Here is a 21,478-nt window from a genome sequence, read left to right on the forward strand (position 1 = left end):
TCTTGTGAAATAACAGAGAAATTAGTTTTCATAACCTTAAAACCTGATCTTATGAAAACATTAAAATTACTCTGTATTTTTTGCTTCTTTTTTATTGTAACAAATAGTGTTGCGCAAGAAGAAGAAATCTTTTATTATGTATCCGATGCTGGAAACTTTAATAACCCACCTTGGCAAATACTTAAATTTGATGAAAATGGAGAAAACCCAGAAGTCTTTATAGATGATGATGACGGGCATATTGCTTGGCCACAAGACATTGTTTTTCTCGAAGAAAACAACACGGTTCTTATCTCTAGTCTTAATACTGGTCTTATAACAATACATAATGCAGCTACTGGAGAATTCATTGAGAATTTTGCCTCTGGCATTGGAGGACCTACTCGAATGACAATTGGGGCAGACAATCTATTATATGTATTACAATGGCAAGGAAATGGAAGGGTGTTCAGATATGAGCTTGATGGTACTTTTGTAGATGAATTTACAGATATAGGAGTTCCTCAGAGCATTGGAATAGATTGGGATAGTGATGGAAATCTGTATATCGCTTCATTTACTGGAGACTCGGTAGAAAAATTTGATCAAAATGGTATATTCATAGAAACCTTTATAGACAATAATCTAGAAGGTCCTACTAACATTTGGTTTGAAGAAAATGGAGACTTGATTGTTATAGATTATAATGGAGGTGCCATAAAAAGATTTGACAGTGAAGGTAATTTTGTAGGGATCTTTATTGATGGAATAAATTTTGCTGAAGGCTATGCTTTTCATACAAGTGGAGATCTTTTAATAGGAGACGGAAATAATAGCGCAGTAAATAGATATACTAGCGACGGCGCTTTTGTCGAGGTATTTATTGAAAGTGGCGCTGGTAATTTAATTACTCCAAATGCTATTGTACGTAGAGAAGAAACCCTTACTATAGAAGACTTTTCAACAAAAAATGTATCTATATACCCCACTGTAGGAACTACCTTTACGATAGATCTTACAAATAAATCAGACATAGAAAATATAACCGTATATAATGTTCTAGGACAAAAAATAACATCCCTTGATTTACAAAAAAATACGATACTCTGGGATGCGTATAATTACACGGAAGGAATATATTTTATTAAAATTACTGGGAAAAATGGATCCCAAAATTCACAAAAAGTTATCGTAAAAAAATAGCACCACACCCACAATTTATTTCTTAAAAAAAGCGATCATACTTAAAAATATGATCGCTTTTATTTATAATAGTTAATATAGTTAGTCTCTTGACATAAAAATTCTAAGAATGTACCAGAATAATAACATTAATGAAGCAAATAACCCTAAGGCTGCTGCCACATATTGTTCTTCATCATATTTATGAATCATATTTGATGTAGTATAAAGTATAGATCCAGCAGCAAGAATTACCATTCCTACACTAAACCACAACCCTAAGTCAAATCCAAATATAACACCTGAAACTATAAGGCCCAATGCGACAAAAAAGCCTATCGCTAATATTGATTTTAAAAACGAAAAATCCTTTTTTGTTACAAATACGATAGTAGATAAACCGGCAAATAAAGCAATTGTCATAATGGCCGCTTGTTGTAGCATTTTTTCTCCATCTATTGCTTGTAATGCAAATAACAACATTGGAATAAAAATAAAAGCTTCTGCCACTACATATATCCCTAATGCGAAATAATGTGTATTCTTATCTTTAGATTTTAATGCTAAATTTTCTGCATAATTGGTAACAAACATAAAAACTCCTAACAGAATCAACCAACTCCATCCTCCTAGTAAAGAAAGTGCAAAATTCACAATTGCGGGTGTTTGAAAAAACAAAAACTCTATTATTATAAAAAGAAGCACGGCTAATGCAACATGCGTATATGTCTTCCTGTAAAAAGTAGCACGACGCTCATCGGTTAAGCTACTCACACGTATTGTTTTAGGATATTCCATTGACTTAATTATTAGTTGTTTGTTATTATTATATTTTCTAACTAGATTTAATAGCCTGCAAAATTAAAGTTTAATAAGCATTTCTGATACGCGTATAATTGAGGGAAATGAGTCGCAAAATCTTTTGGCGATTCAATAAAATACTCGGCTAGCACTGCCATAAACTCAAATTCATTTGTAAAAGCATACGCTCTGAAATATTTTACTTCATCTAGTTTATCTTTAAGATCTTGATCAGTAAGTCGTCTTAGGATTTTTTGAAACTGACGCTCAAATCGTAACGCATCTACATCACTACTTTGTTTTGCACCTAATTGTAATGCATGCATAAACTCATGTATTCCTAAATTAAGATTATCATCAGTTATACGGTATCCTTCTTCAAAATCTTCCCATGATAGTACAAGTGCTTTTTCTCTAGGATTGAACTCTCCTTTATGATACTCTCCATTCATACTACTATAGAAAGCTTTTGGATAAATTAAGATATAATCAATTAGTTTATATTTATAATTTTTCCTTCCAAAAGTAAGCATACAACCTACTGCAGAAATAAGTACAATCATACGATCTGTAACCTCTAGATCATCTCTTCCTACGAACTCTTTGTCCTTTATAAAGCTAGCAATTCTATGTTCAAAACGTCGTTTTTCTTTAGAAGTTAGTAAGGTATAAAAGTGAAACTCATTAGAAAGAATTTTTTTTTGCTTTCGCGAAAGCGTTCTAAAAATGATGATATCTCTATAGATTAAACGGTCATATTTTTTGGCATACCAATTTTCATAAATCCGAAAGAATATATAAAGAAACCATAGAATTAAAAATCCTATTAAATATGGTATTATCCAATCGTATTCTTCAACATATCCTTGAGTAATTATAAGCATACCATAACAACGTAAAAAAACATTATCTATTTTTTAGAGCTCTCTCCTTTAAAATTCTGAGTCGTATTTTTAAAGAGAACATTAAACGTTGTTAAGCTTCCATAAATTCTTGTGATATACTGTTGTAAATCTATTTTATCTTGGTCATCAAGTGTTTTACTAGAATTAATTTTTTGTTCCATAACACGTATACGGTCTCGTACCATAACAATTTTATGAAAAAATGTATCTATAGGAATTTCTTTAGAACTTAGATTTGTATCCTTCGGATTTAATATCATAGTTCCACCTTTCCATTTATCTGCAATAGGTACTACTTCTGAGATATCACTATAGCGTTTAAGCATTTCTCTTAAACTTTTTTCTACTTCATACAGACTTACAGTATCTACCTCATCTTCTACAGCCTCAATAACTTCAAACGTATCATCTATCGTGATGGTTTCTAAACCGTCTTTTATAAAAGTAACCCAATACAATTCTGAGGTTACATTGGTTACTACACCTACTCCATGAGTTGGATGATCTATTCTAGATCCTATTCCTAAAATTTTTTGCATTTATTCAAATTTACTATCACTTAGCTTTAATGCTAATTTGTATCCTAATTCTTTACTTCGCTTATAATCTTTAGCGGCTTTGCTTTTCTCTCCTAATCTCTCATAAGCAAGTCCCCTATTATACTCAGCTCTACCATCTTTATATTTTTTTGAGTCTATGACCTTCGTAAGATGTTTTACGGTAGCTTCGTATTCTTTTAGTTTTATTTCTATAATTCCTAGGTTAAGGAGCGTGGGATTATTAGAAGGGGTTACTTCTAATATTTTCAAGAATTCAGTTTTTGCTTCGGCATATTTTTTTTGCTCTATAAATTCAAAAGCTTTTGCATACCAATCTTTTATGTCTGAAGCACTATTTTTTACAGTAAACTTTTCTTTATGTTTAATTAATTCTTCATCATTTGGATTTTTCTCTAATGCTTCATCTATTATAGCAATAGCTCGATCAGCATCTTTATAAAACTCCATGATTCGCTCACTCTTAAGTTGCCACTGACTAATATCGTTAGGGTTGCGTTTTAGAAATGTATCGATTGTATTAAAATACTTTATTGTATCTCCTTTTGCTCTATATGCATTTAGTAAGATGACATAATTATTTTTTATAGCAGGATATTTTTCAAAACCCTGTTTTGCATAAAAAATAGCACTATCATGATTAATTTTGCGTTGTCCATAAATAATCCCTTTAAGCATTTTGGATTCATAATGATTGGGAGCTTGCTCGATAGATTTATCGAGATGATATAATGCTTTATCAAGCCTTCCTTCACTCATAGCATACATTCCCTTTACATGTTCATTAGGTCTACCTACTCCTGCTATATTAAAAAACCCTGAAAGATCATTTGCTATTTTATTATAAGAAAGTACATACTTATCTTTCATGAGATTTTTACCCGATGTATCTGCTAGCACATAATTTTGCGTTACATACGATTGATATTTCATAAAAGAAATAACAGAAGCACTTAACGCAAAAATTCCTATTATAATTATTGTTGGCATCCCAACAGACACTTTTTTAGCATCATCTTTCTTATATGTACTATAAAAGAAAGCTAAAATTAAAGAAGCTAACACTACAAAATGTCCTTGTATAGGAGTTCTCTCTAATGGAAAGTTAATCAAAGCATCAAAACCATAGGCTAATAAAGAAAGAGTGATAACTGCATATATCCATCTATCATCATGATGTTGATGTTTAAAAAATAGCTTTAGAATAGAGAATATAAGTACAATAAAAACAAGTAAATATGTAATAAACCCAACGATTCCTACTTCTGCAAGAATTTGTATAAAATCATTATGAACACGTAATGGATATATAAATTTATCTCGTTTTGCACTTGCAAAGTATTTATCTTTATTAGCAAGTTTCCAGTTTCCTAATCCTAACCCTAGGATAGGATTCGCTTTAAAATCATCAAAAGCCATTTCATAATATATAGCTCGTCCACTGCCATAACTTACAACACTTTTATTCGTATTACTGGTATCAGTAATAATAGATGGAGCAAATAACAATTCTTGAAATGTATTAGGCCTAGATGGATCTATCCTATTAATATTTGTTGCAAAAAGATAAGACACTATAAAGATTCCAATGAGAGGAAGTATTATCTTTTTAGAAGAAATAACCATTGATTTCTTAAAGAAATTATCGTAAAGAAAATATAATAAGAAAATAGTCATATAAATTATAGTTCCTAAAACTGCAGTTCTAGCACCTATAAATAATAACGAAGTAATTCCTAAAAACAAACTTAAAAAACTTACTACTTTCCATCTTCCAGTATGTTTTAGAAGTCCCCACAATACAAAAGGAAGTTGTATGGCTAATGAGGCAGCAGTAGCATTTTGAGTTCCAAAAGTATCTAATGCAGTATCCTTTAATAACAATGCATTCCTAAAAGTATCACTATCTAAAAAGACCCAAATTACTTGGATTGCTATATAAATTATTAATATATGAGATACCTTAACAATATATTCAAACAATGCTTTGGGTGCTACTTTCAAAATCAAAAAGAGATTCATAACAGCAATAAGAGCTATCGCTATTCTTGCTAAATCTTTAAGTGCTTCTGAGACATTAAAAGCTCCAAACATAGAAACACCACCTAGTAGAAAGAAGAGGATATAGCTTCCAAAAAATAAAAATACCTGTCGTTGTTTTCTAAAAAAAGCGATCTCTTTTCTATTTGCATAGATATAAAAAAGACTCAGCAAATTAATTACTGAAAAATAAAACCATTGAGAGCCAATTGGATCTACGGCTTTAAACCTTGGCACTACGCCAATGATAAGATATAATAAGACTAATACTTTTGGAATGAGAAGGTCTAATTTTGGCTCATTTTTCCCCACAATAATATGTTTTTGATAGTGAACTAAATTAGGTCTTTTCTTTCAAAAATGAAATATAAAATACAAGTAAGAAAAGAGCATCTCATTTTCTTGTTATGAAAACTTTAACATTTCATTGAAAACCGCCTTCAATACATCTTCGTAAGTCTCGGCGTAAAACATTTTAAAACAACTATTATGAAAAAAACAAGTTTATTAATTTTAGGCGGTTGCATGGCACTGGCACTTACTTTTGGTTTGGTCGCTGCAGACCATGTTGACGCACCCGATGTAGCTGGAACTACAGCAGACATTACAGATTTTTATGCCTTTGAAGGTGCTACACAAGATAATACCGTATTTGTAGCTAATGTTCAAGGACTTCTTCCTCCAGGAAGTACAGCGCAATTTGATGAAAATGTGCTTGTCGAAATTAACATTGACAATGATGGTGATCTTGTAGAAGATCTTATTATTCAGGCAATTCCAAGAGATGGAGTGATGTATTTCTTCGGACCTTACACTCCTAATACTACTGGTCTTAACAGTACTATTAATGAAGACACTCAATTTACTGGTCAAGTAGATATCTCAACAGGAACTGCTGCCACTACTGCTACAGAAAATGGCATCTCATACTTTGCAGGATTACGTGAAGACCCTTTCTTCTTTGATTTTAACCAATTCAATGCAGTTGTAGGCGGAATGGCTCCAGAAGGATTTAACAATCCAGGAAATGATGACTTTGATGGAACGAATATATTATCCATTGTAGTAGAAGTCCCTAATACACTTTTAGGAAACACATTCCCACATCCAGCTGGAACAGGAGTCGAAGTATTTAATGCTTGGATAGAAGCAAAAAGAAAACAATAATCAATTTATAAAAAACATATTATGAAACTTATTAATTTAAAAACACTATTTATACTATTAGCCCTCGTCGGATTTATGAGCTGTAGCAATGACGATGATGCCACAATTACACCGGATGATATGATGATGGATGATGATGGAGGTATGGTGGTTGATTTCTCTGGAACCTTTGTACAAGAAGATCAGATGGGACGTCCAGGAATCAATACTGTATTAAGTCCTGACAACACCACAGAAAATGCATTCAATGTAACCATCCCTTCAGAACAAGGAGCTGCATTTCAGTCTACATTTTTACAACGCGCTGTAGACTTACATGCTGCTTTTGGAGTAGAATATGAAACGAATATTCTAGGTCTTGATGCACCAACGCTTACTACTATTTTAGCATCAGATGTATTACAAGTAGCGCCCAATGCACCTACATCTTATTTTGACGGGACGAATGTCTTAACTGGACGTACGCTTACAGATGATGTCATTGACATTTCTCTTATCCTATTTTTTGGAGGTCAAAATGGAGATCGCTTTAATGGACAAGACTTAGATGGCGACGGAACTCCTGATCTTCCTATTCTGGTTACAGATGGGGTGAGTGCTGCTGGAGAAACCCCATCTAGTTCATTTCCTTACCTAGAGGCACCTCACAACTAAAAGCCTCTTTTAAAAGGAGTTTGCCACATATGCAAACTCCTTTTAAAACAACATTTTAACAAACCAAGTAACATCAAAACAAACACATCATGAAATCAATATATCTAATACTTTGTATTTGTTTCCTATTTTCATGTCAAGAAGAACAAATCACAAACCCAGAAGACTATAACCATTACTTACAGGAAGAAAACACACAAAATAAAGAGCTAGCATTACAACACTTACAATTTTGGAATACTAGAATCAAACAAGATAGTATTCAAATCATAGCACTAGGAAAAAGTGCGCAAGTATACACAACGCTATTTGAGACCAATGGATCTATTGAATCTCTTAAAAATGCAGAAATAGCATTACAAAAAGCAGCAAATAATGCTCATATTGCTAAAGATGTATATTTAAGAGCACTCGCTAAGAACCTCATCTCACAGCATAGATTTAAAGAAGCTGCCAAAGCATTACAAAAAGCTCAATTCTTTTCTCCTAACAAACCAGAGACTCATTATATGCAATTTGATGTCGCTATGGAGCTTGGCAACTATAAAGCAGCAGAAACTTATTTACACTTAATCACAGATTTTTCAGATTTTAATTACCTAATTCGCCTTGCAAAATGGAAAGATTACATAGGTGACCTAGACGCTACCATTCATTATATGGAACGTGCAGAAAGCATTGCAGATTACAGCAATAATGAGACATTAAAGTTGTGGACCTATACAAATCTTGGTGATTATTATGGACATGCAGGACGTATTAAAGATGCTTATACCTATTACTTAAAATCTTTATCTATAGATTCAGGTAACGCTTACGCGAAAAAAGGGATCGCATGGATCACTTATTCTCATGAAAAAAATCCAACGGAAGCTCTCCGTATTCTCAATATTATCCAAAATCAACATCAAAGCCCAGACTATTACCTATTAAAAGCTGAAATAGCCGAATATCAAAACGATCTAACCGCCAAAGGTGAATACCTCAGCCAGTATTTTGAAGAAATCAAAAAACCTGAATATGGAGATATGTATAATACACATACCGCAGAGATTCTTGCACAAGAAAAAAACTCCTATGAAAAAGCATTAGCTATCGCACAAAAAGAAGTTAAGAATAGACCTACACCGCTATCTTATGATTTACTAGCCTATGTATACTATCAAAAAGGGGATTATAAAAAAGCGCTTGATATTGCAAACACCCATGTTGCAAATCAAACTTTTGAACCTGTAGCTCAATATCACCTCGCAGAGATCTATAAAGCCAATAAACTTTATTACAAAGTCGCATCTATAAAAAAAGAATTAGCAGATGCAAGTTATGAATTAGGCCCATTAACTACTACTGTGGTTAAAAAATTATAAACCCACAAGTTTGATTTGATTTTTGGTTTTGTTTGACGTCCTATTCTGAGTAGTTTGGATAGGGCGTCTTTTTATAAAATAGAGTTAGTTATTTTTTAGCTTTCTAAATGAGGATGGTGTCATTCCTTCAAATTTTTTAAAAGCACTATTAAAAGAAGACAAACTACTAAAACCTGTATCAAATGCAATAGATGAAATTGTATATTGCAACTTAGTCACATCAAGTAAGGCTACTTTTGCATCTTGCACTCGATAATAATTTATAAAATCATTAAAATTATAACCAGATTCCTGGTTAATAATTTTTGAAGTTTTCTGAGCACTAACTCCTATTAGTTTACCTAAACTCGAAAGAGAAATATCAGATTCTAGATATAATTTTTGATTTAGAATAATTTGTTTCACTTTAGTAAACAATAATGTGTGATCATTTTCTTTAAATACGCCTCCATCAATATCGGTGATTTTTAAATCATATGCTTTGTAGCTCAAAAAATAAATAACCACAGAATATACAATGGGTCCCACTATGTATGGAATGGTATCTTCAATAATATTTAGAACATAAGAAAACCAGATAATAATAAAACCAATTAAAAGTATATACAACCATTCAAAAATCACTTTTGATGTTTTTATATGAAGTCTATCTGCATACCTTTTTTTTGCTTTTTTCATTAATCTTCCTGAAATAAAAATATACCCTATGAAATGCAGATAAATAAAGAGAAGTGTGCTACCAAATATGACAATAGCTAGTTTATCATGTGCATCAAACCAGTTTTTTGAGATAAAAAAACTCATTCCAAACACAATAGTAAATGGAATAAGTTCTACATAATAATGAGCAGGCAATTTAAAATCATATTGCGTCATTCCTAAAACATACCATCGCAATAGAGGTCCTATAAGAAGTAAGAAAGCTAATCCTGCAAATATAAATAAGGGTTCTAATTCATGTCCAAAATTAAGCATCACAGATTTCCCTATTCTGAATGCCATACATATTAAAATGAGTCCTAATAAAAGATTAGGTAGTGTTTTTTTCTTTTTGATTACACATAAGTAAATAGCAAATAAAATCCCATGCAGAAGTCCTGCACTACTTATGACAATTAAAAGAATATCTAAAAAACTCAATGAAACATTTTTTTCAAATGTACTTATATTTCAATTAGCTCGACACTTGCTTTTTAGCATATGACACTAAACCAATTATATCATAAAACTGTCCAATATCACCTTTCATGGCAGCTATAATACTATGAGAAGCAATGAGCACCCTATTTACTTCTTTATGTTCAGTGACCATCATTTTTTTGATCAACTCTCTAGCTTTTTGGGATCCTTGTTGATGATATACGGATAATATACGAACGGCATTTTCTTCTGCTGTAACTTCTCTATACTTAGGCGTATATCCCAACTGTTTGATCATGGTCTCTGCAAGCTCCCAAGTAGACCAAGGATTTTGACCCGTAATCAAATTAGTATCATGACTAATTTTCTTTAAATACATCGTTCCTTCATTTACGTGCGCTCCTTGCGCAGTTAATTTATCTTGTAATAAGAATGGAAATATGGCTTCGGCATCAGGAATAAGAAGTAACTCTTCTTCATTAGTAAAACCACTTACCATTTTATCCTCTAATAAAGGACGATTGTTATCTAATAACACATTCACCAATGCTGCAGGACCATGACATACCGCTCCTACTACTTTATTAGATTGATAATACTCACGAACAATCGCTTGAATAGCCTTATTATCAGGAAAGTCAAACATGGCACCTTTTCCTCCTGCAAAAAATACCGCTTGATATTCACTAGGATCGATATTTTCAACTGCAATTGTATGGCTTGTTTTATACTGAGCAATTGAATCATTTAAAAAAGCATAATCATAAGCGCCCATATCATCATCATCTATAATCACGGGTGGTTTCCCTCCTAAGGGACTTGCAATATCTACTTCAAAACCATTAGCTTCAAATACATAATAGGCTCTGGCTAGTTCTGTCAATTCATATCCCGTTGATTTCTCACTAGCACCCATTTTATCTGTACTTGTGACAACAGCTAGTATTTTTCCTCGTTTCGTCACTTTATTTTCTGATAGATAGGGTAAATGCTGCGCTAAAGAATTTTCTAAGCCTATTTGTTTAGGTGGCAATAAACTTTTAAACCATAACCCAAAACAAAAAAGTATGACTAGTAAAGCAGAAAAAGTAATTAATGACCATTTAAGGATGCGACGAATGCGACGTTTTTTAGACATAATCATATATTTTGATGATGCTAAATACGTGATAATACCCTATAAAGACTGACGAAATGATAATTCCGTCATAGTAAAATATGATTTTAATATATCAAGGCTCTACAACTCCAAGGACATAGAGTTGTTCTAAAGTAGGAGACGCACTTCCGCCTTCTGGTTCTAATGTAATTCCAAAGGCTTGAGAAGCATTTGGATTATCAACTTCAAAAAGCTGCGTTCCATTTGCATCATATTGATCAAGTACCGCCATACTTGTAGGGGTTAATGGATCTAGGGTTAATGACCATAATTGATATACTTTACCTTCTGGAGGGTTTGGTAAACCACGTACATCTACATAGGCCTTTTCAGTGTCTTTATTCCAATAGATAGAAGCATAGGCTTCCGGTGCTATTTCTTGTGCTCCTAATGGTACTGATATGATATCTTTAGTACGTAAGACATCTAACAATTCATTTGCCTTAGCCAATTCTTCTTCGGCCATATCTGTTTTACCTTGCTGAAGGAGTTGTTCTCGCTCTAAGGTGGTAATTTTATCTTCTAGTTTCTGACCTTCCGAAAATTGATATCCTATCACAATTAATAATAGTACAGCGGCAGCCCATCCTAAATAGGCAGCTATTGGTATACGCTTTCGCGAAAGCGGAATCACATACTTCTCCTCTTTTGATTGAATTTTAGATCGTATACTTTCAAAACTTGAAGGGGTAGATGGCGCAGCGGCACTTGTGAGTTGTTGTAATGCAGTCTCAATTTGCTCTACTTCTGCCTTGAGTTCAGGGTGTAACGCCACTAGTCGGGATACCTCAGCACTTTCTGCTTCGGAAAGTGTCCCGTAGACATAGAGTTCTAAAACTCCCGAGTCGATATATTCTTTAATATCTATCACGTTACTCCTAATACTTCTCTTAATTTATTGATACAAATTCTGTTTCGAGTTTTTACGGTTCCTAATGGAATGTCCAACTCTTCGGCAGTTTCTTTTTGTGTATACCCTTTAAAAAACAGCAATTGTATGACCTTCTTGCAAATAGGTTCTAGTACTTCTATATACTTTTTTATACCTATTGCATCTACTTTTGAAGAAAAATTATTTTTGTCTTCAAGGATATCTACGAAAAAAGCAGCACTCTGGTTTTGCTTACTGTCTTTAAATGCTTTTGAACGTGTTTTATCAATAGCTGCATTACGAGCAATATTGAGTAACCACGTAAAAAATCGACCTTTCTTAGAATTATAAGAACTTGCATTATTCCATGCTTTAACAAACACATCTTGTAATACTTCTTCAGACAATTCTTGATCGTGTAATATACTATGAATAACACCCAGTATATTCTCACTATAGCGTTCATAAAGTTCTGCAAAAGCACTCTCGTCCTTTTGTTGAAATTTTGCTATAAGTTGGTCTGGTTGCATGGATCGTTTTACTGGCATCAAATGTACTGTATTCCTGCCAAAAAAAATAATTCAAACCATGTATATCTTATCTTTTAAAATGTTTGTTTGAAAGATAATAAAAAGAACTTTTTAAATGTTTTTTCTGCCCAAATACGTTCTTGCTCTGGCAACGGATTATGATCCAATATTAGCGCCATCATCGAATAGTCTTTCTCTTCATACGATCTTGGAATTGTAGCAATCGCATTATTATTCATATGCACTAGAAATAGTCCTGGTATCCCCATTAACTGTTCTGGTAATGAAGTAAAACGATTATGTCCTGCATGTATCACCCAAGTGCTTTTCATTGTAGATAGATCTGGCAAAGTAGCTAACTCATTATGGTCTATATATAAATAACGTATTTGAGATAGTTCTCCAATGGTTTCAGGAAGTGTCTGTAACTTATTATGATCCAACCATAATGAATATAAGTTAGGCAACTTACCTAAATACGTATAACTGGCTATATCATGCACTTCGTTATAAGACAAATTAAGGTCTTGTAGGCTTTCTAAACGCGTTATGGTTTCGGGTAGTTGCGTAAGTCGGTTTCCTTTTAAATTCAAAAACTCTAAGGGCATTCCTTCAATAGCTGTAATTACTTCTGTTAATGAAAGCGATGGATTATACCCAATTGATAGTTGCTTTAAATTTTTAAAGGCATTTAATTGTTTGGGGAGTTTAGTAAGGTTCAAACTATCTAAAATAAGTACTTCTAGGGTTTCTGGAGATGGGAGTGATTCAAGAATAGCTCCAACATCTAATTGTGTATTACCTGATACGTTTAGCATTCGTAATGCTTGTAATTTTTCAAATGCAATGGGGGTTTCTTTTAGATCTTGATAACTTAGATCTAAACGTCTTGTCTTAGAATCGACTGCTGTGGTCCTTACCGTTTCTCCATAAAAAGTATCATATGTACTACAACTAGATAGCAGCACAAGCAAAAGGATTGTAATGACAGTTGCTCTAATCATGGGGTACTTCTGAGTTATAAATGATACTTCCTGCGATTTCAAAAAACAAGGTGTCTTTTTCTTCTATATTCCAAGGGAAACGAGGGTTTAAACCAAAACCGTCATGCAATGTATTTTGTACATAGGCGCCTATCCATTGGCTATTGATTCCTAGTTTGGAATGTAGTACATAATTTTCATCTTGATAGGTCCCAAAAGCATAGAGGTTTGCATAAAAAAGGTCTTTAAAAGGAGGTAAGGTAAACCATACATTTTTTCGACCATCATCGGAATTTATACTATTTCTGGGAGATCTTGAATAATCTTGTTGTGGGGTAAATAATTCTAATCCTAATCCTGCTTGATATATACGATAATCACTTTGAATATGAGCAAATCCTACCGTAAGTGATCCTGTGGTAGCATAATCTGTACGTTCACCATTAAATAGGTTACCGAACTTAAAGTCGTTTGAGAATACTGCATGAACACTATGATTTGCATTACTAAATCGCATGATAAATTGCCCTCTTTTTATTCCATAACTCTTTAAATCTTTAGGCAAGTAATCTTTCCCAAAACCAAACCCTAATCCATTAAAACCTCCTTTTTTACTTGGATCAAAAATAATAGCGGTATTCATTTCTGAAACAGAAGACCCCAAAAGATTGGTGTTTTTACCGATACCTCCTAATGCAAAAAATTCATAACTATACGCAAGGCCTGATCTCTTTTTGGTATGCTTTTTAAAAAACTGATAGGATGCAAAAGACAAACCACTTTCTAATGATACATCGCCATAATTTGCAATTCCAAAACCAAACGCTCCTATTTTAAGCCATTGGTTTTGATTTCCTAATGTGATTTCTGCTTTAAGTAATACACCGCCGTCTATTTGTAATTGTTGACTACTAAGTGTATAACTCAACAAAAAGAAACTTATATATATAAATGTACGAATGTTCAATTCAAGAAGGTTAATGATGCATATTATGTAGGCAAGTTACTATTAAAATTACAGTAATAGCCATCTATTTTTTTTCCTTACTAATTAGAGACAAGTACTAATTTTAATAAACATTTAAAGTTTGCATGTTATTTTTTGCTGTACTTTTAAAAAGTTCTAACAATACTACCTCATGAAACGCACTTATATAGGCATTATACTATTTGCTATTTTGCTAATCATTTTTAGTGTTTCTGCATTTACAACCACTTCAAAAGATAATGCATCACATAAGAATATTGCATTAGCACAAGAGGAAATAGTGCCTCCGCCTACGCGTCGTGAATTAAGACGTAGTTTTTTTAACAAACGAGAAGTTCTTATTGTGTATGGAACTAAAGATGCTAAGCTTCAAAATAAATATAAAGCGCTTCTAGATACTATCAATCAAATTCCTCAAAGCGGAAGACGTAGAAATGCGACCTTTTCCTATAAAGCAGCATCAGAAATTACAGCATCAGATATACAAAACAACATTCTTTTTTTAGTAGGCACTCCTAAAGAGCACCCTTTACTACATCGGTTTACACAATCAATACCTATTAAAATCTCTGATCAAGGAATTTCATTTCATTCAAAAACACATACCAGCAACTCACACATCTTATCGGTTTCTTTTTATCCTAATCCAGAAAACAACAAACTTCCATTCAGTTTTTTTACGGGAAATGACCCTCAAGCACTTTATGACTTTTTTGAAGGTAGTATTCAAAAAGCTGGTGCTTCTTTTTTCTGGCAAAGTATGGATTATGAAGTATACAACGCTTCTACTAGAATAGTTCTTGGTAATTTCAATACATCATGGCAGCTAGACACCACTAGCCATTTTGATTATTCAGAAGGGAACAATACTATATCGCAATCGGAAAATTATATTATTACGACACACCAAAAAAAACTATCACAAGAGGCTACAAATACGTTGGTTTCTGATTTAGAGAACACCTACCAAAACATCATTAATTTTTCAGGACATAAAGGAAGTATTCCTAAGATTACCTATCATATCTATAATACCGCAGAAGACAAAGGTTTAATGCTAGGCAATACGCAGCAAGCACATATTGATATTCAAAACAATACAGTACATACGATCATTAATGATAAGTATTCAAACAATTATATCGAGAAAGAGAATGAACTCATTTTACATCACACCCTTGGAAATGCTTCTTCTATAACACTTTCGAAAGGGCTTTCGGTATATTTTACTGATCAATGGCAAAGAGAAGGATATCCTTATTGGACTGCAAGACTTTATGAATCAAAAAACACTCTTACTCTAAAAGAATTATTTGATAATGAATTGATGGAGAAAGAATCTCCATTACTTACAGAGTGTATGTCTGGATCACTAGTTACCTTCTTAATAGATCACTTTGGAAAAGAGTTATTCTTGCAACGATTTAATGATTGGATCCCATCAGAAAAAGAGTTACAATCTTTAGAGCCAATATGGCAACAATATCTTGCGAGAGAAGCTACAAAACACCCTAAAAAGAAACGAGTAAAACCTACGTTAACCTATCTGAAAGGATTCAATTTTGCTCATGAAGGATATAGTATTTACAATGGCTACTTATCTCAAAAAGCAACCGAAGCTATTGCAAAACAGCAAGACATGGGAAGTAACGCACTTGCCATTGTACCTTATAGCTATATCCGTATGGGTAACCCACCCACCTATCTTTCTATAGGAAGCAGAGCTGGTTCTGAAAATGACCAAGGTGTTGTACATAGTGCTTATGAAGCTAAAAAAAGAGGGATGCAATCACTATTAAAACCTCAGGTGTTTTTTGGTAATAGCTGGCCTGGTGCTCTTGAATATGAAACCGAAGAAGATTGGAATGCATTTTTTGATTACTATTATAGATGGATTCGACATTATGCTTTTCTTGCAGAAATTCATGAAATAGATGCTTTGTGTATGGGGGTTGAGTTTGTAAAAGCTACACTTACTCATAGCGAACAATGGAAAGAAATGTTCCAAAAAACAAGAAGTTTATATCAAGGTAATCTTACGTATGCAGCCAATTGGGGAGAAGAGTTTGAAACCATCGATTTTTGGAATGAATTGGATTTTATCGGGCTAAATTCTTATTATCCTTTAAGTAAAAATGACACTCCTACAGATGAGGAATTAAAAGCAAATTTTGAGACTATTAAGACTAAGATTGAAAAGGTATACCAAACCTATAAAAAACCAATAGTTTTTACAGAAATAGGGTTTAGAAGTATTGAAATGCCTTGGAAAAACCCTCATGCAGATGGCGATACTCCTTTTAATGATGAGCATCAGCGACGTTGTTATGAAGTCATTTTTGAAGGGATTCAAAATGAGCCATGGTGTAAAGGGATTTTATGGTGGAAATTCCCTAGTTATTTAGAATATAGAGGCATAGAGAATACTGCTTTTACGCCCAATAATAAAACGACCGAGGCTACTGTACGAAAATGGTTCAGTAAGTAGGATTGCTACCTTACTAGTATTGTTTCTGGGTACGCTTTCGCGAAAGCGTATAAAAAGATCTCCATGGGATTACTTTTGTGATCCATTAAAGTTAGTTATATTTCGATCATATAGCTTTTTCTATGCCCAAAATTGAAACAAGAACTCTTACAAATATAAATGGATGTAGCATAGAAATATCTAATTATGGAGCTACTATCACATCTCTAAAGGTTCCTAATAAATATGGCGAAATCACCAATGTTGTTGTAGGACTTGCTACTCCTCAAGCATATACAACACCTTCACACATAGCGCATAATTTATATTTAGGATGTACTATAGGAAGGTATGCGGGTCGTATTTCAAACACTAAAGAAGATAAACTCATTAAAGACATAAATCTCACTTTTAAAAATGGAGTTCATTTACATGGAGGTACACATGGATTTGATAAAAAATACTGGACATTTAAATCACAGGAAAATTCTCAAGAAATCACTTTAAGTTATGTAAGCAAACATCTTGAAGAAGGATATCCTGGGAATTTAGAGGTATCTGCAAGCTTTATACTTACAGAAAACAATGAAGTTACTATAACATATACTGCAATTACAGATACTACCACTCATGTAAATCTTACCAATCATTCTTACTTTAATCTTAACGGATCCGGTAGTATTCTTGATCATTATTTACAAGTAGCGAGCAAGCATTATTTAGAGGTAGATTCAAATCTTATCCCAACAGGAACCTATGTTCCTACATTACATAGTTATTATGACTTATCACAGAAATCACAAATAGGCAATTCAACATTTAAAGGATATGATGATACATTTATTCTAGAAGATAAAATAACAAAAGCCTCTTTATATGCTCCTACGTCTGGAATTCAAATGGACGTTGAAACGAATCAACCTGCAATGGTTATTTATACCCCAAAAATATTTCCAGAACTACCTTTTAAAGATAATCTTTTATACACCGCATATCCTGCTATATGTTTTGAGAATCAATGTTTTCCTGATGCGCCAAACAATACTCATTTTCCGTCTACTGTCATACATCCAGGTGATGTATATAAAAACAAAAGCGTATTCAAGTTTTCTATTGTAGATTCATCTTTATAAAATAAAAAAGCGAACTTTTTAAAGTTCGCTTACCCAACTTGGCTAATGCCTGCATTATACTGGATCACCAGGAGCCGTACAAATACAAGCAATGCATTCTTGTGTAGGATGACATTCTTCATCGGAGTGACAAATATTTCTAGGAATCCATCCTCCTTCTATTTGTCTTTGTGACGCATTATTTAATTCTTTAACTCCGTTTAATTTTAAAATTGATTTTAGCATAATAGTGTGTTTTATGAGATTAGTTATTCTATAAAATTAAACAAATTTTACTGATTATCAGCATGTTACGTGTTATCCGTACATTTTTTAATTCTTTCCAGTAATTTTATAATAAAACCCCTTGAATGTAGAAGAAGAGTATATATATACGTCTATTATATACTATCAAGTCTCTATACAAAATACCCTTTAAGACCTATCTTAAAGGGTATTACTTCTTTTAAAAGTTGAACCTAGAAAACACATCACACTTTTATACAATCTTTTGTAACTCCTTTCTATAAAAACAATAATTCAAAAGTGCTAAGATGTGTTTCTTAGGTTTTACTAATTACCAATTATTAATCAACAAAATATTTATTATTGCTTTTTTTATTCCGCTGCTTGACCGCCGTCATCTGGAGCGATGATTTCACCGCCACCGCCGCCACCGCCGCCGCCAGTGTCTATTGGGTCTCCTCCTCCTGTATCGATAGGATCTCCTCCGCCAGTATCAATAGGACCTTTATCACACGATCTAGCAACACTAAAGGCTGCCACTGTATCGAACCATGCACTAACCCCTCCTGCAGTTTCAATTTGAATACCCATATCATAGGTTCCTATTAAAGGAATATCTGGGGTTTGTGGATTTGATACCGTTACCGGAAAAAGAATCCAGTTTACTTCTCCAGATAGTCTATATCTCCCATTGATTTTAAGAATAGGATCAACAGTACTCTCTGGTACTACCGCAAAATTTATACTACACATAATTTAAAATTTATTTAATCTATTATACTTATTCTATTTATTGTATTCACGATGCTTATTACACATCTATTATTTAGGATATTAATGTTACACAACATGCAGGGTCTGGGAAAATAACTCCGACAACTCTTGGTGTTATTCCACCTTCCTGACAACAATTATCTGGAAGGAAATTAACAGCATTCACTTTTGGAGTTATATTCTCTACACAACAATTACCTGTTGAGAAATTAACAGCACTAACTTTTGGAATTATATTCTCTGCACAACAATTACCATCTGGAAATAAGATCTCAGAAATCTCAGGATTCAACTGAATATCTATTGGAACTTCAAGAATATCTGAACATCCATTTCCACTTACTCTTATCTTCGTTACTGGTATTTCTAAACTTTTTGTATTCCTAAAATTAAAGAAGGTATAGGTAACAAGTCCATTAGAAGGTATTACTGAAACATAATTATCATTCCCTAAGAAATCAAATTCATATTGATAATCTGTAATGTTTAAACCTTGAATTCTATAAGTCACGAAAACATCAGTTTCATTTTCAGATGGTATGATTTCTTCGATTGTAATCAGAACATTAGGTTGTGATACTACTCGTATTGTTGTTCCTGTAGCTTTACCATTTACAGAAAACTCGATATCTGTATTATGAAACACTGAACTTATGAGTGTTGGGTCAAAGAAATATTGCTCTCCAATTTTTATAACTCCTCCAGTCCCTCTTATACCATTCACAACATCTACAACACCATCTAATGGAGATACTGTAAAAGGAATTGCTTTGCTTCCGCTACAGATTTCATCTACAGGTAAGCTTAGACTCACGTCTACTTTTGGACCACAACATAAATATGGCAGTGCAAAATCGGCAATTACCCCAGGATTTGTTTCCGATTCATAAACAACTACAAATGTCCCTCCTGGTTCGACTCCTGCTATATGCTCTATTCCAGGATGTTTCTCTACATATTCTTTAAAATAGGCTTTAGAAAGGTCTTTATTATTACTCAACTCTTCTAATGAGAGCGCCATTATATCAAAAGATAATTGAGCAGCATCTTTTTTTAAGTTTAATACCCCTGTAACAGTTTGATAGGGTTGAGATTGATGCCCCTCAATTCTATAAAATGTATTTTTTTCTAAATTAAAGTTGATCGCATCACTTATAGATAAATCATTAGAAAGTAGAGGGTTTAAATTATTATATGTCAAATTCCTATCAGCAATTCTATGTCTTGTTTTATCAAAACTCCATCGTTTTAAAAACGTTTCATCTATATCATAATAAAACGGGATAGCTTTTGTCTCTAATAACCCTGATTTTCTTGATGGTGTAATATTAATTTCAAGTTCTTTTTTTGTCACTACTGGCAATCCAAAGTTGTCTACCAATTCATTAAATCGTTGAATTAACACTTTTACTTTAGCTTCTATCTCTTCATCATCCAATACTGGAGAATTATAAAATCTATGCTTATAGTTGTCTGGTGTATTGTCTACAGCTTTTCCTATCATAATATGTTTAGGAAATGCATTAAAGTTTGGAAAACAACTTGTAAATGACTTAGGTAATAATGTTTTGATTTCTGTATAAGTATCTACTAAATCTTTTATGAAATCATATGCATATTGAAATCCTGTAGCCCCATCATTATCAATTGCTATTGCAGTTTCTAATTTTGAAGTAACTGAAGCAACATCAAAATTATTTTCTAGATTAAAATGTGAGGTGATTGTAGCAATCCCTTGCGACATTTTATTTAATAAACCTTCATCTAAGGCAATTTTACTATACGCATTTTTAAAATCACTAATACTATCAAAGTCAGTATCTACAAGTGCTCGTCTTAATTTTAGTTCAGGAATAGAAGTATTTAATGGATGTGGGTACAGTGTATCCCCCTTCTCAACAATATTCCTAATTCCTGCCAAAGTAGTGTAAAGTATTTTTACATTTTGCACTTGTTCCAATCCATGATTATCACAATCTACCCCTCTACAAGGGCGCACCTCTTTTTCATAAGATTCTATATATACAAGTAAGTATAGTACATTTAAAATAGCTTCATCTGTTGCATTTACGGGTTCAAATTCACCTGCGCTATTATTAGTTTCTGATAGCTCCCAAAGAGGAATTTGATTCCCATCATCATAATAAAAAGGAGGATAATTTACCTTAGAATTATCATAAGGTTTAGAGAAAGAATATCTTTTACTTTTTAGATCTATTGATTTAAGATCACTTACACCTAACTCATCACTTACTTGAATAATATCACTTAGTGTAATAAGATCACCATCTGTTGTGACACCAATTCCTTGAGATATTTCCACCCCATTTACTGCTCGTACTCTTCTACTATTTATAGAATTTGTATAGGTAAGTTGATGTTCAAACCCACAAGCAATTCCCACTCCTCGCAATAAGGTTTTAGAAAGGCGATCTTGATCTTCAAAATAATCTAAAAACTCATTAAATTGTGTATGCTCTACATATTGTCCTTTGCTGAACTTTCTATATTCTGTTGTTATATTAGTTAATCGATTATTCATCATCTTTTATTTTT

Annotated in this window: 19 protein-coding genes; 6 read left to right on the top strand and 13 right to left on the bottom strand. The window is 32.9% G+C overall.

The features are described from left to right. The first annotated feature begins 51 nt into the window (after positions 1–51). Positions 52–1,182: a T9SS type A sorting domain-containing protein gene (locus CHB80_RS19175; protein ID WP_089373132.1), complete on the top strand. Its 1,131-nt coding sequence runs from the start codon at positions 52–54 to the stop codon at positions 1,180–1,182. A gap of 81 nt (positions 1,183–1,263) precedes the next feature. Here CHB80_RS19175 and CHB80_RS19180 read toward each other — a convergent pair whose 3' ends face one another. Genes CHB80_RS19180 through CHB80_RS19195 form a run of 4 tightly spaced genes read right to left on the bottom strand, consistent with a single transcriptional unit; the run spans position 1,264 to position 5,776 of the window. Further along, entirely contained in the window at positions 1,264–1,959 is a 696-nt protein-coding gene (locus CHB80_RS19180; RefSeq protein WP_089373133.1) for a Bax inhibitor-1/YccA family protein, read from the bottom strand. Between the two features lie 47 nt (positions 1,960–2,006). Next, positions 2,007–2,846 carry a zinc-dependent peptidase gene (locus CHB80_RS19185; protein ID WP_089373134.1) on the bottom strand — a complete coding sequence of 280 codons (840 nt, stop codon included), beginning with the start codon at positions 2,844–2,846 and terminating at the stop codon, positions 2,007–2,009. Positions 2,847–2,872: 26 nt separating this feature from the next. Continuing rightward, entirely contained in the window at positions 2,873–3,406 is a 534-nt protein-coding gene (locus tag CHB80_RS19190) for a hypothetical protein (RefSeq protein ID WP_089373135.1), read from the bottom strand. Continuing rightward, positions 3,407–5,776 carry an O-antigen ligase family protein gene (locus CHB80_RS19195; protein ID WP_089373136.1) on the bottom strand — a complete coding sequence of 790 codons (2,370 nt, stop codon included), beginning with the start codon at positions 5,774–5,776 and terminating at the stop codon, positions 3,407–3,409. 177 nt (positions 5,777–5,953) lie between these two features. On the opposite strand from CHB80_RS19195, the gene CHB80_RS19200 reads away from it, so the two are divergent. The 3 genes from CHB80_RS19200 to CHB80_RS19210 all read left to right on the top strand — a co-directional run bounded on the left by CHB80_RS19200 (position 5,954) and on the right by CHB80_RS19210 (position 8,652). Next, positions 5,954–6,631, top strand: coding sequence for a DUF4331 family protein (locus CHB80_RS19200; protein ID WP_089373137.1), 678 nt, complete (start codon positions 5,954–5,956; stop codon positions 6,629–6,631). A gap of 21 nt (positions 6,632–6,652) precedes the next feature. Beyond that, on the top strand, positions 6,653–7,285 hold the full coding sequence (locus CHB80_RS19205) for a DUF4331 family protein (RefSeq protein WP_089373138.1): 633 nt from the start codon (positions 6,653–6,655) through the stop codon (positions 7,283–7,285). A gap of 89 nt (positions 7,286–7,374) precedes the next feature. Continuing rightward, positions 7,375–8,652: a tetratricopeptide repeat protein gene (locus tag CHB80_RS19210; protein WP_089373139.1), complete on the top strand. Its 1,278-nt coding sequence runs from the start codon at positions 7,375–7,377 to the stop codon at positions 8,650–8,652. An 84-nt stretch (positions 8,653–8,736) separates the two neighbouring features. On the opposite strand, the gene CHB80_RS19215 is transcribed toward CHB80_RS19210, so the two are convergent. From CHB80_RS19215 to CHB80_RS19240, 6 genes are all read right to left on the bottom strand, one after another. Further along, positions 8,737–9,792: an AraC family transcriptional regulator gene (locus CHB80_RS19215; RefSeq protein WP_089373140.1), complete on the bottom strand. Its 1,056-nt coding sequence runs from the start codon at positions 9,790–9,792 to the stop codon at positions 8,737–8,739. Between the two features lie 34 nt (positions 9,793–9,826). Further along, positions 9,827–10,930: a type 1 glutamine amidotransferase domain-containing protein gene (locus CHB80_RS19220; RefSeq protein WP_089373141.1), complete on the bottom strand. Its 1,104-nt coding sequence runs from the start codon at positions 10,928–10,930 to the stop codon at positions 9,827–9,829. A gap of 94 nt (positions 10,931–11,024) precedes the next feature. After that, entirely contained in the window at positions 11,025–11,822 is a 798-nt protein-coding gene (locus CHB80_RS19225; RefSeq protein WP_308489760.1) for an anti-sigma factor, read from the bottom strand. Then, positions 11,819–12,352 (bottom strand): RNA polymerase sigma factor, encoded by a 534-nt coding sequence (locus CHB80_RS19230; protein ID WP_089373142.1) that lies wholly within the window; start codon positions 12,350–12,352, stop codon positions 11,819–11,821. Before CHB80_RS19230 ends, CHB80_RS19225 begins: the two co-directional genes overlap by 4 nt. Positions 12,353–12,426: 74 nt before the next feature. Then, positions 12,427–13,356: a leucine-rich repeat domain-containing protein gene (locus CHB80_RS19235; protein ID WP_089373143.1), complete on the bottom strand. Its 930-nt coding sequence runs from the start codon at positions 13,354–13,356 to the stop codon at positions 12,427–12,429. Next, the gene (locus CHB80_RS19240) at positions 13,349–14,263 is read right to left on the bottom strand and encodes a hypothetical protein (protein WP_143337189.1); all 915 of its coding nucleotides are present in this window, start codon (positions 14,261–14,263) and stop codon (positions 13,349–13,351) included. Before CHB80_RS19240 ends, CHB80_RS19235 begins: the two co-directional genes overlap by 8 nt. Before the next feature lie 211 nt (positions 14,264–14,474). Between CHB80_RS19240 and CHB80_RS19245 the strand changes: the two genes are divergently transcribed. After that, positions 14,475–16,811, top strand: coding sequence for a glycoside hydrolase family 113 (locus CHB80_RS19245; RefSeq protein ID WP_089373145.1), 2,337 nt, complete (start codon positions 14,475–14,477; stop codon positions 16,809–16,811). A 122-nt stretch (positions 16,812–16,933) separates the two neighbouring features. Continuing rightward, a complete protein-coding gene (locus CHB80_RS19250) occupies positions 16,934–17,923 on the top strand; it encodes an aldose epimerase family protein (protein WP_089373146.1) in 990 nt (329 codons plus the stop codon). A gap of 54 nt (positions 17,924–17,977) precedes the next feature. Here CHB80_RS19250 and CHB80_RS24765 read toward each other — a convergent pair whose 3' ends face one another. From CHB80_RS24765 to CHB80_RS19260, 3 genes are all read right to left on the bottom strand, one after another. Then, positions 17,978–18,148 (bottom strand): hypothetical protein, encoded by a 171-nt coding sequence (locus CHB80_RS24765; RefSeq protein WP_179218219.1) that lies wholly within the window; start codon positions 18,146–18,148, stop codon positions 17,978–17,980. Positions 18,149–18,520: 372 nt separating this feature from the next. Then, positions 18,521–18,901: a hypothetical protein gene (locus CHB80_RS19255; protein WP_089373147.1), complete on the bottom strand. Its 381-nt coding sequence runs from the start codon at positions 18,899–18,901 to the stop codon at positions 18,521–18,523. Between the two features lie 73 nt (positions 18,902–18,974). Next, positions 18,975–21,467, bottom strand: coding sequence for a hypothetical protein (locus CHB80_RS19260; RefSeq protein WP_143337190.1), 2,493 nt, complete (start codon positions 21,465–21,467; stop codon positions 18,975–18,977). Positions 21,468–21,478 lie beyond the last annotated feature (11 nt).

The sequence above is a fragment of the Dokdonia pacifica genome (assembly GCF_900188275.1).
GTDB classification, from domain to species: Bacteria; Bacteroidota; Bacteroidia; order Flavobacteriales; family Flavobacteriaceae; genus Dokdonia; species Dokdonia pacifica.

Bases quoted from the DNA above. Each gene is read 5' to 3' on its own strand.
- CHB80_RS19175 (WP_089373132.1), top strand. From the start codon at position 52: ATGAAAACATTAAAATTACTCTGTATTTTTTGCTTCTTTTTTATTGTA.
- CHB80_RS19180 (WP_089373133.1), bottom strand. From the start codon at position 1,959: ATGGAATATCCTAAAACAATACGTGTGAGTAGCTTAACCGATGAGCGT.
- CHB80_RS19185 (WP_089373134.1), bottom strand. From the start codon at position 2,846: ATGCTTATAATTACTCAAGGATATGTTGAAGAATACGATTGGATAATA.
- CHB80_RS19190 (WP_089373135.1), bottom strand. From the start codon at position 3,406: ATGCAAAAAATTTTAGGAATAGGATCTAGAATAGATCATCCAACTCAT.
- CHB80_RS19200 (WP_089373137.1), top strand. From the start codon at position 5,954: ATGAAAAAAACAAGTTTATTAATTTTAGGCGGTTGCATGGCACTGGCA.
- CHB80_RS19205 (WP_089373138.1), top strand. From the start codon at position 6,653: ATGAAACTTATTAATTTAAAAACACTATTTATACTATTAGCCCTCGTC.
- CHB80_RS19210 (WP_089373139.1), top strand. From the start codon at position 7,375: ATGAAATCAATATATCTAATACTTTGTATTTGTTTCCTATTTTCATGT.
- CHB80_RS19220 (WP_089373141.1), bottom strand. From the start codon at position 10,930: ATGTCTAAAAAACGTCGCATTCGTCGCATCCTTAAATGGTCATTAATT.
- CHB80_RS19230 (WP_089373142.1), bottom strand. From the start codon at position 12,352: ATGCAACCAGACCAACTTATAGCAAAATTTCAACAAAAGGACGAGAGT.
- CHB80_RS19235 (WP_089373143.1), bottom strand. From the start codon at position 13,356: ATGATTAGAGCAACTGTCATTACAATCCTTTTGCTTGTGCTGCTATCT.
- CHB80_RS19245 (WP_089373145.1), top strand. From the start codon at position 14,475: ATGAAACGCACTTATATAGGCATTATACTATTTGCTATTTTGCTAATC.
- CHB80_RS19250 (WP_089373146.1), top strand. From the start codon at position 16,934: ATGCCCAAAATTGAAACAAGAACTCTTACAAATATAAATGGATGTAGC.
- CHB80_RS24765 (WP_179218219.1), bottom strand. From the start codon at position 18,148: ATGCTAAAATCAATTTTAAAATTAAACGGAGTTAAAGAATTAAATAAT.
- CHB80_RS19255 (WP_089373147.1), bottom strand. From the start codon at position 18,901: ATGTGTAGTATAAATTTTGCGGTAGTACCAGAGAGTACTGTTGATCCT.
- CHB80_RS19260 (WP_143337190.1), bottom strand. From the start codon at position 21,467: ATGATGAATAATCGATTAACTAATATAACAACAGAATATAGAAAGTTC.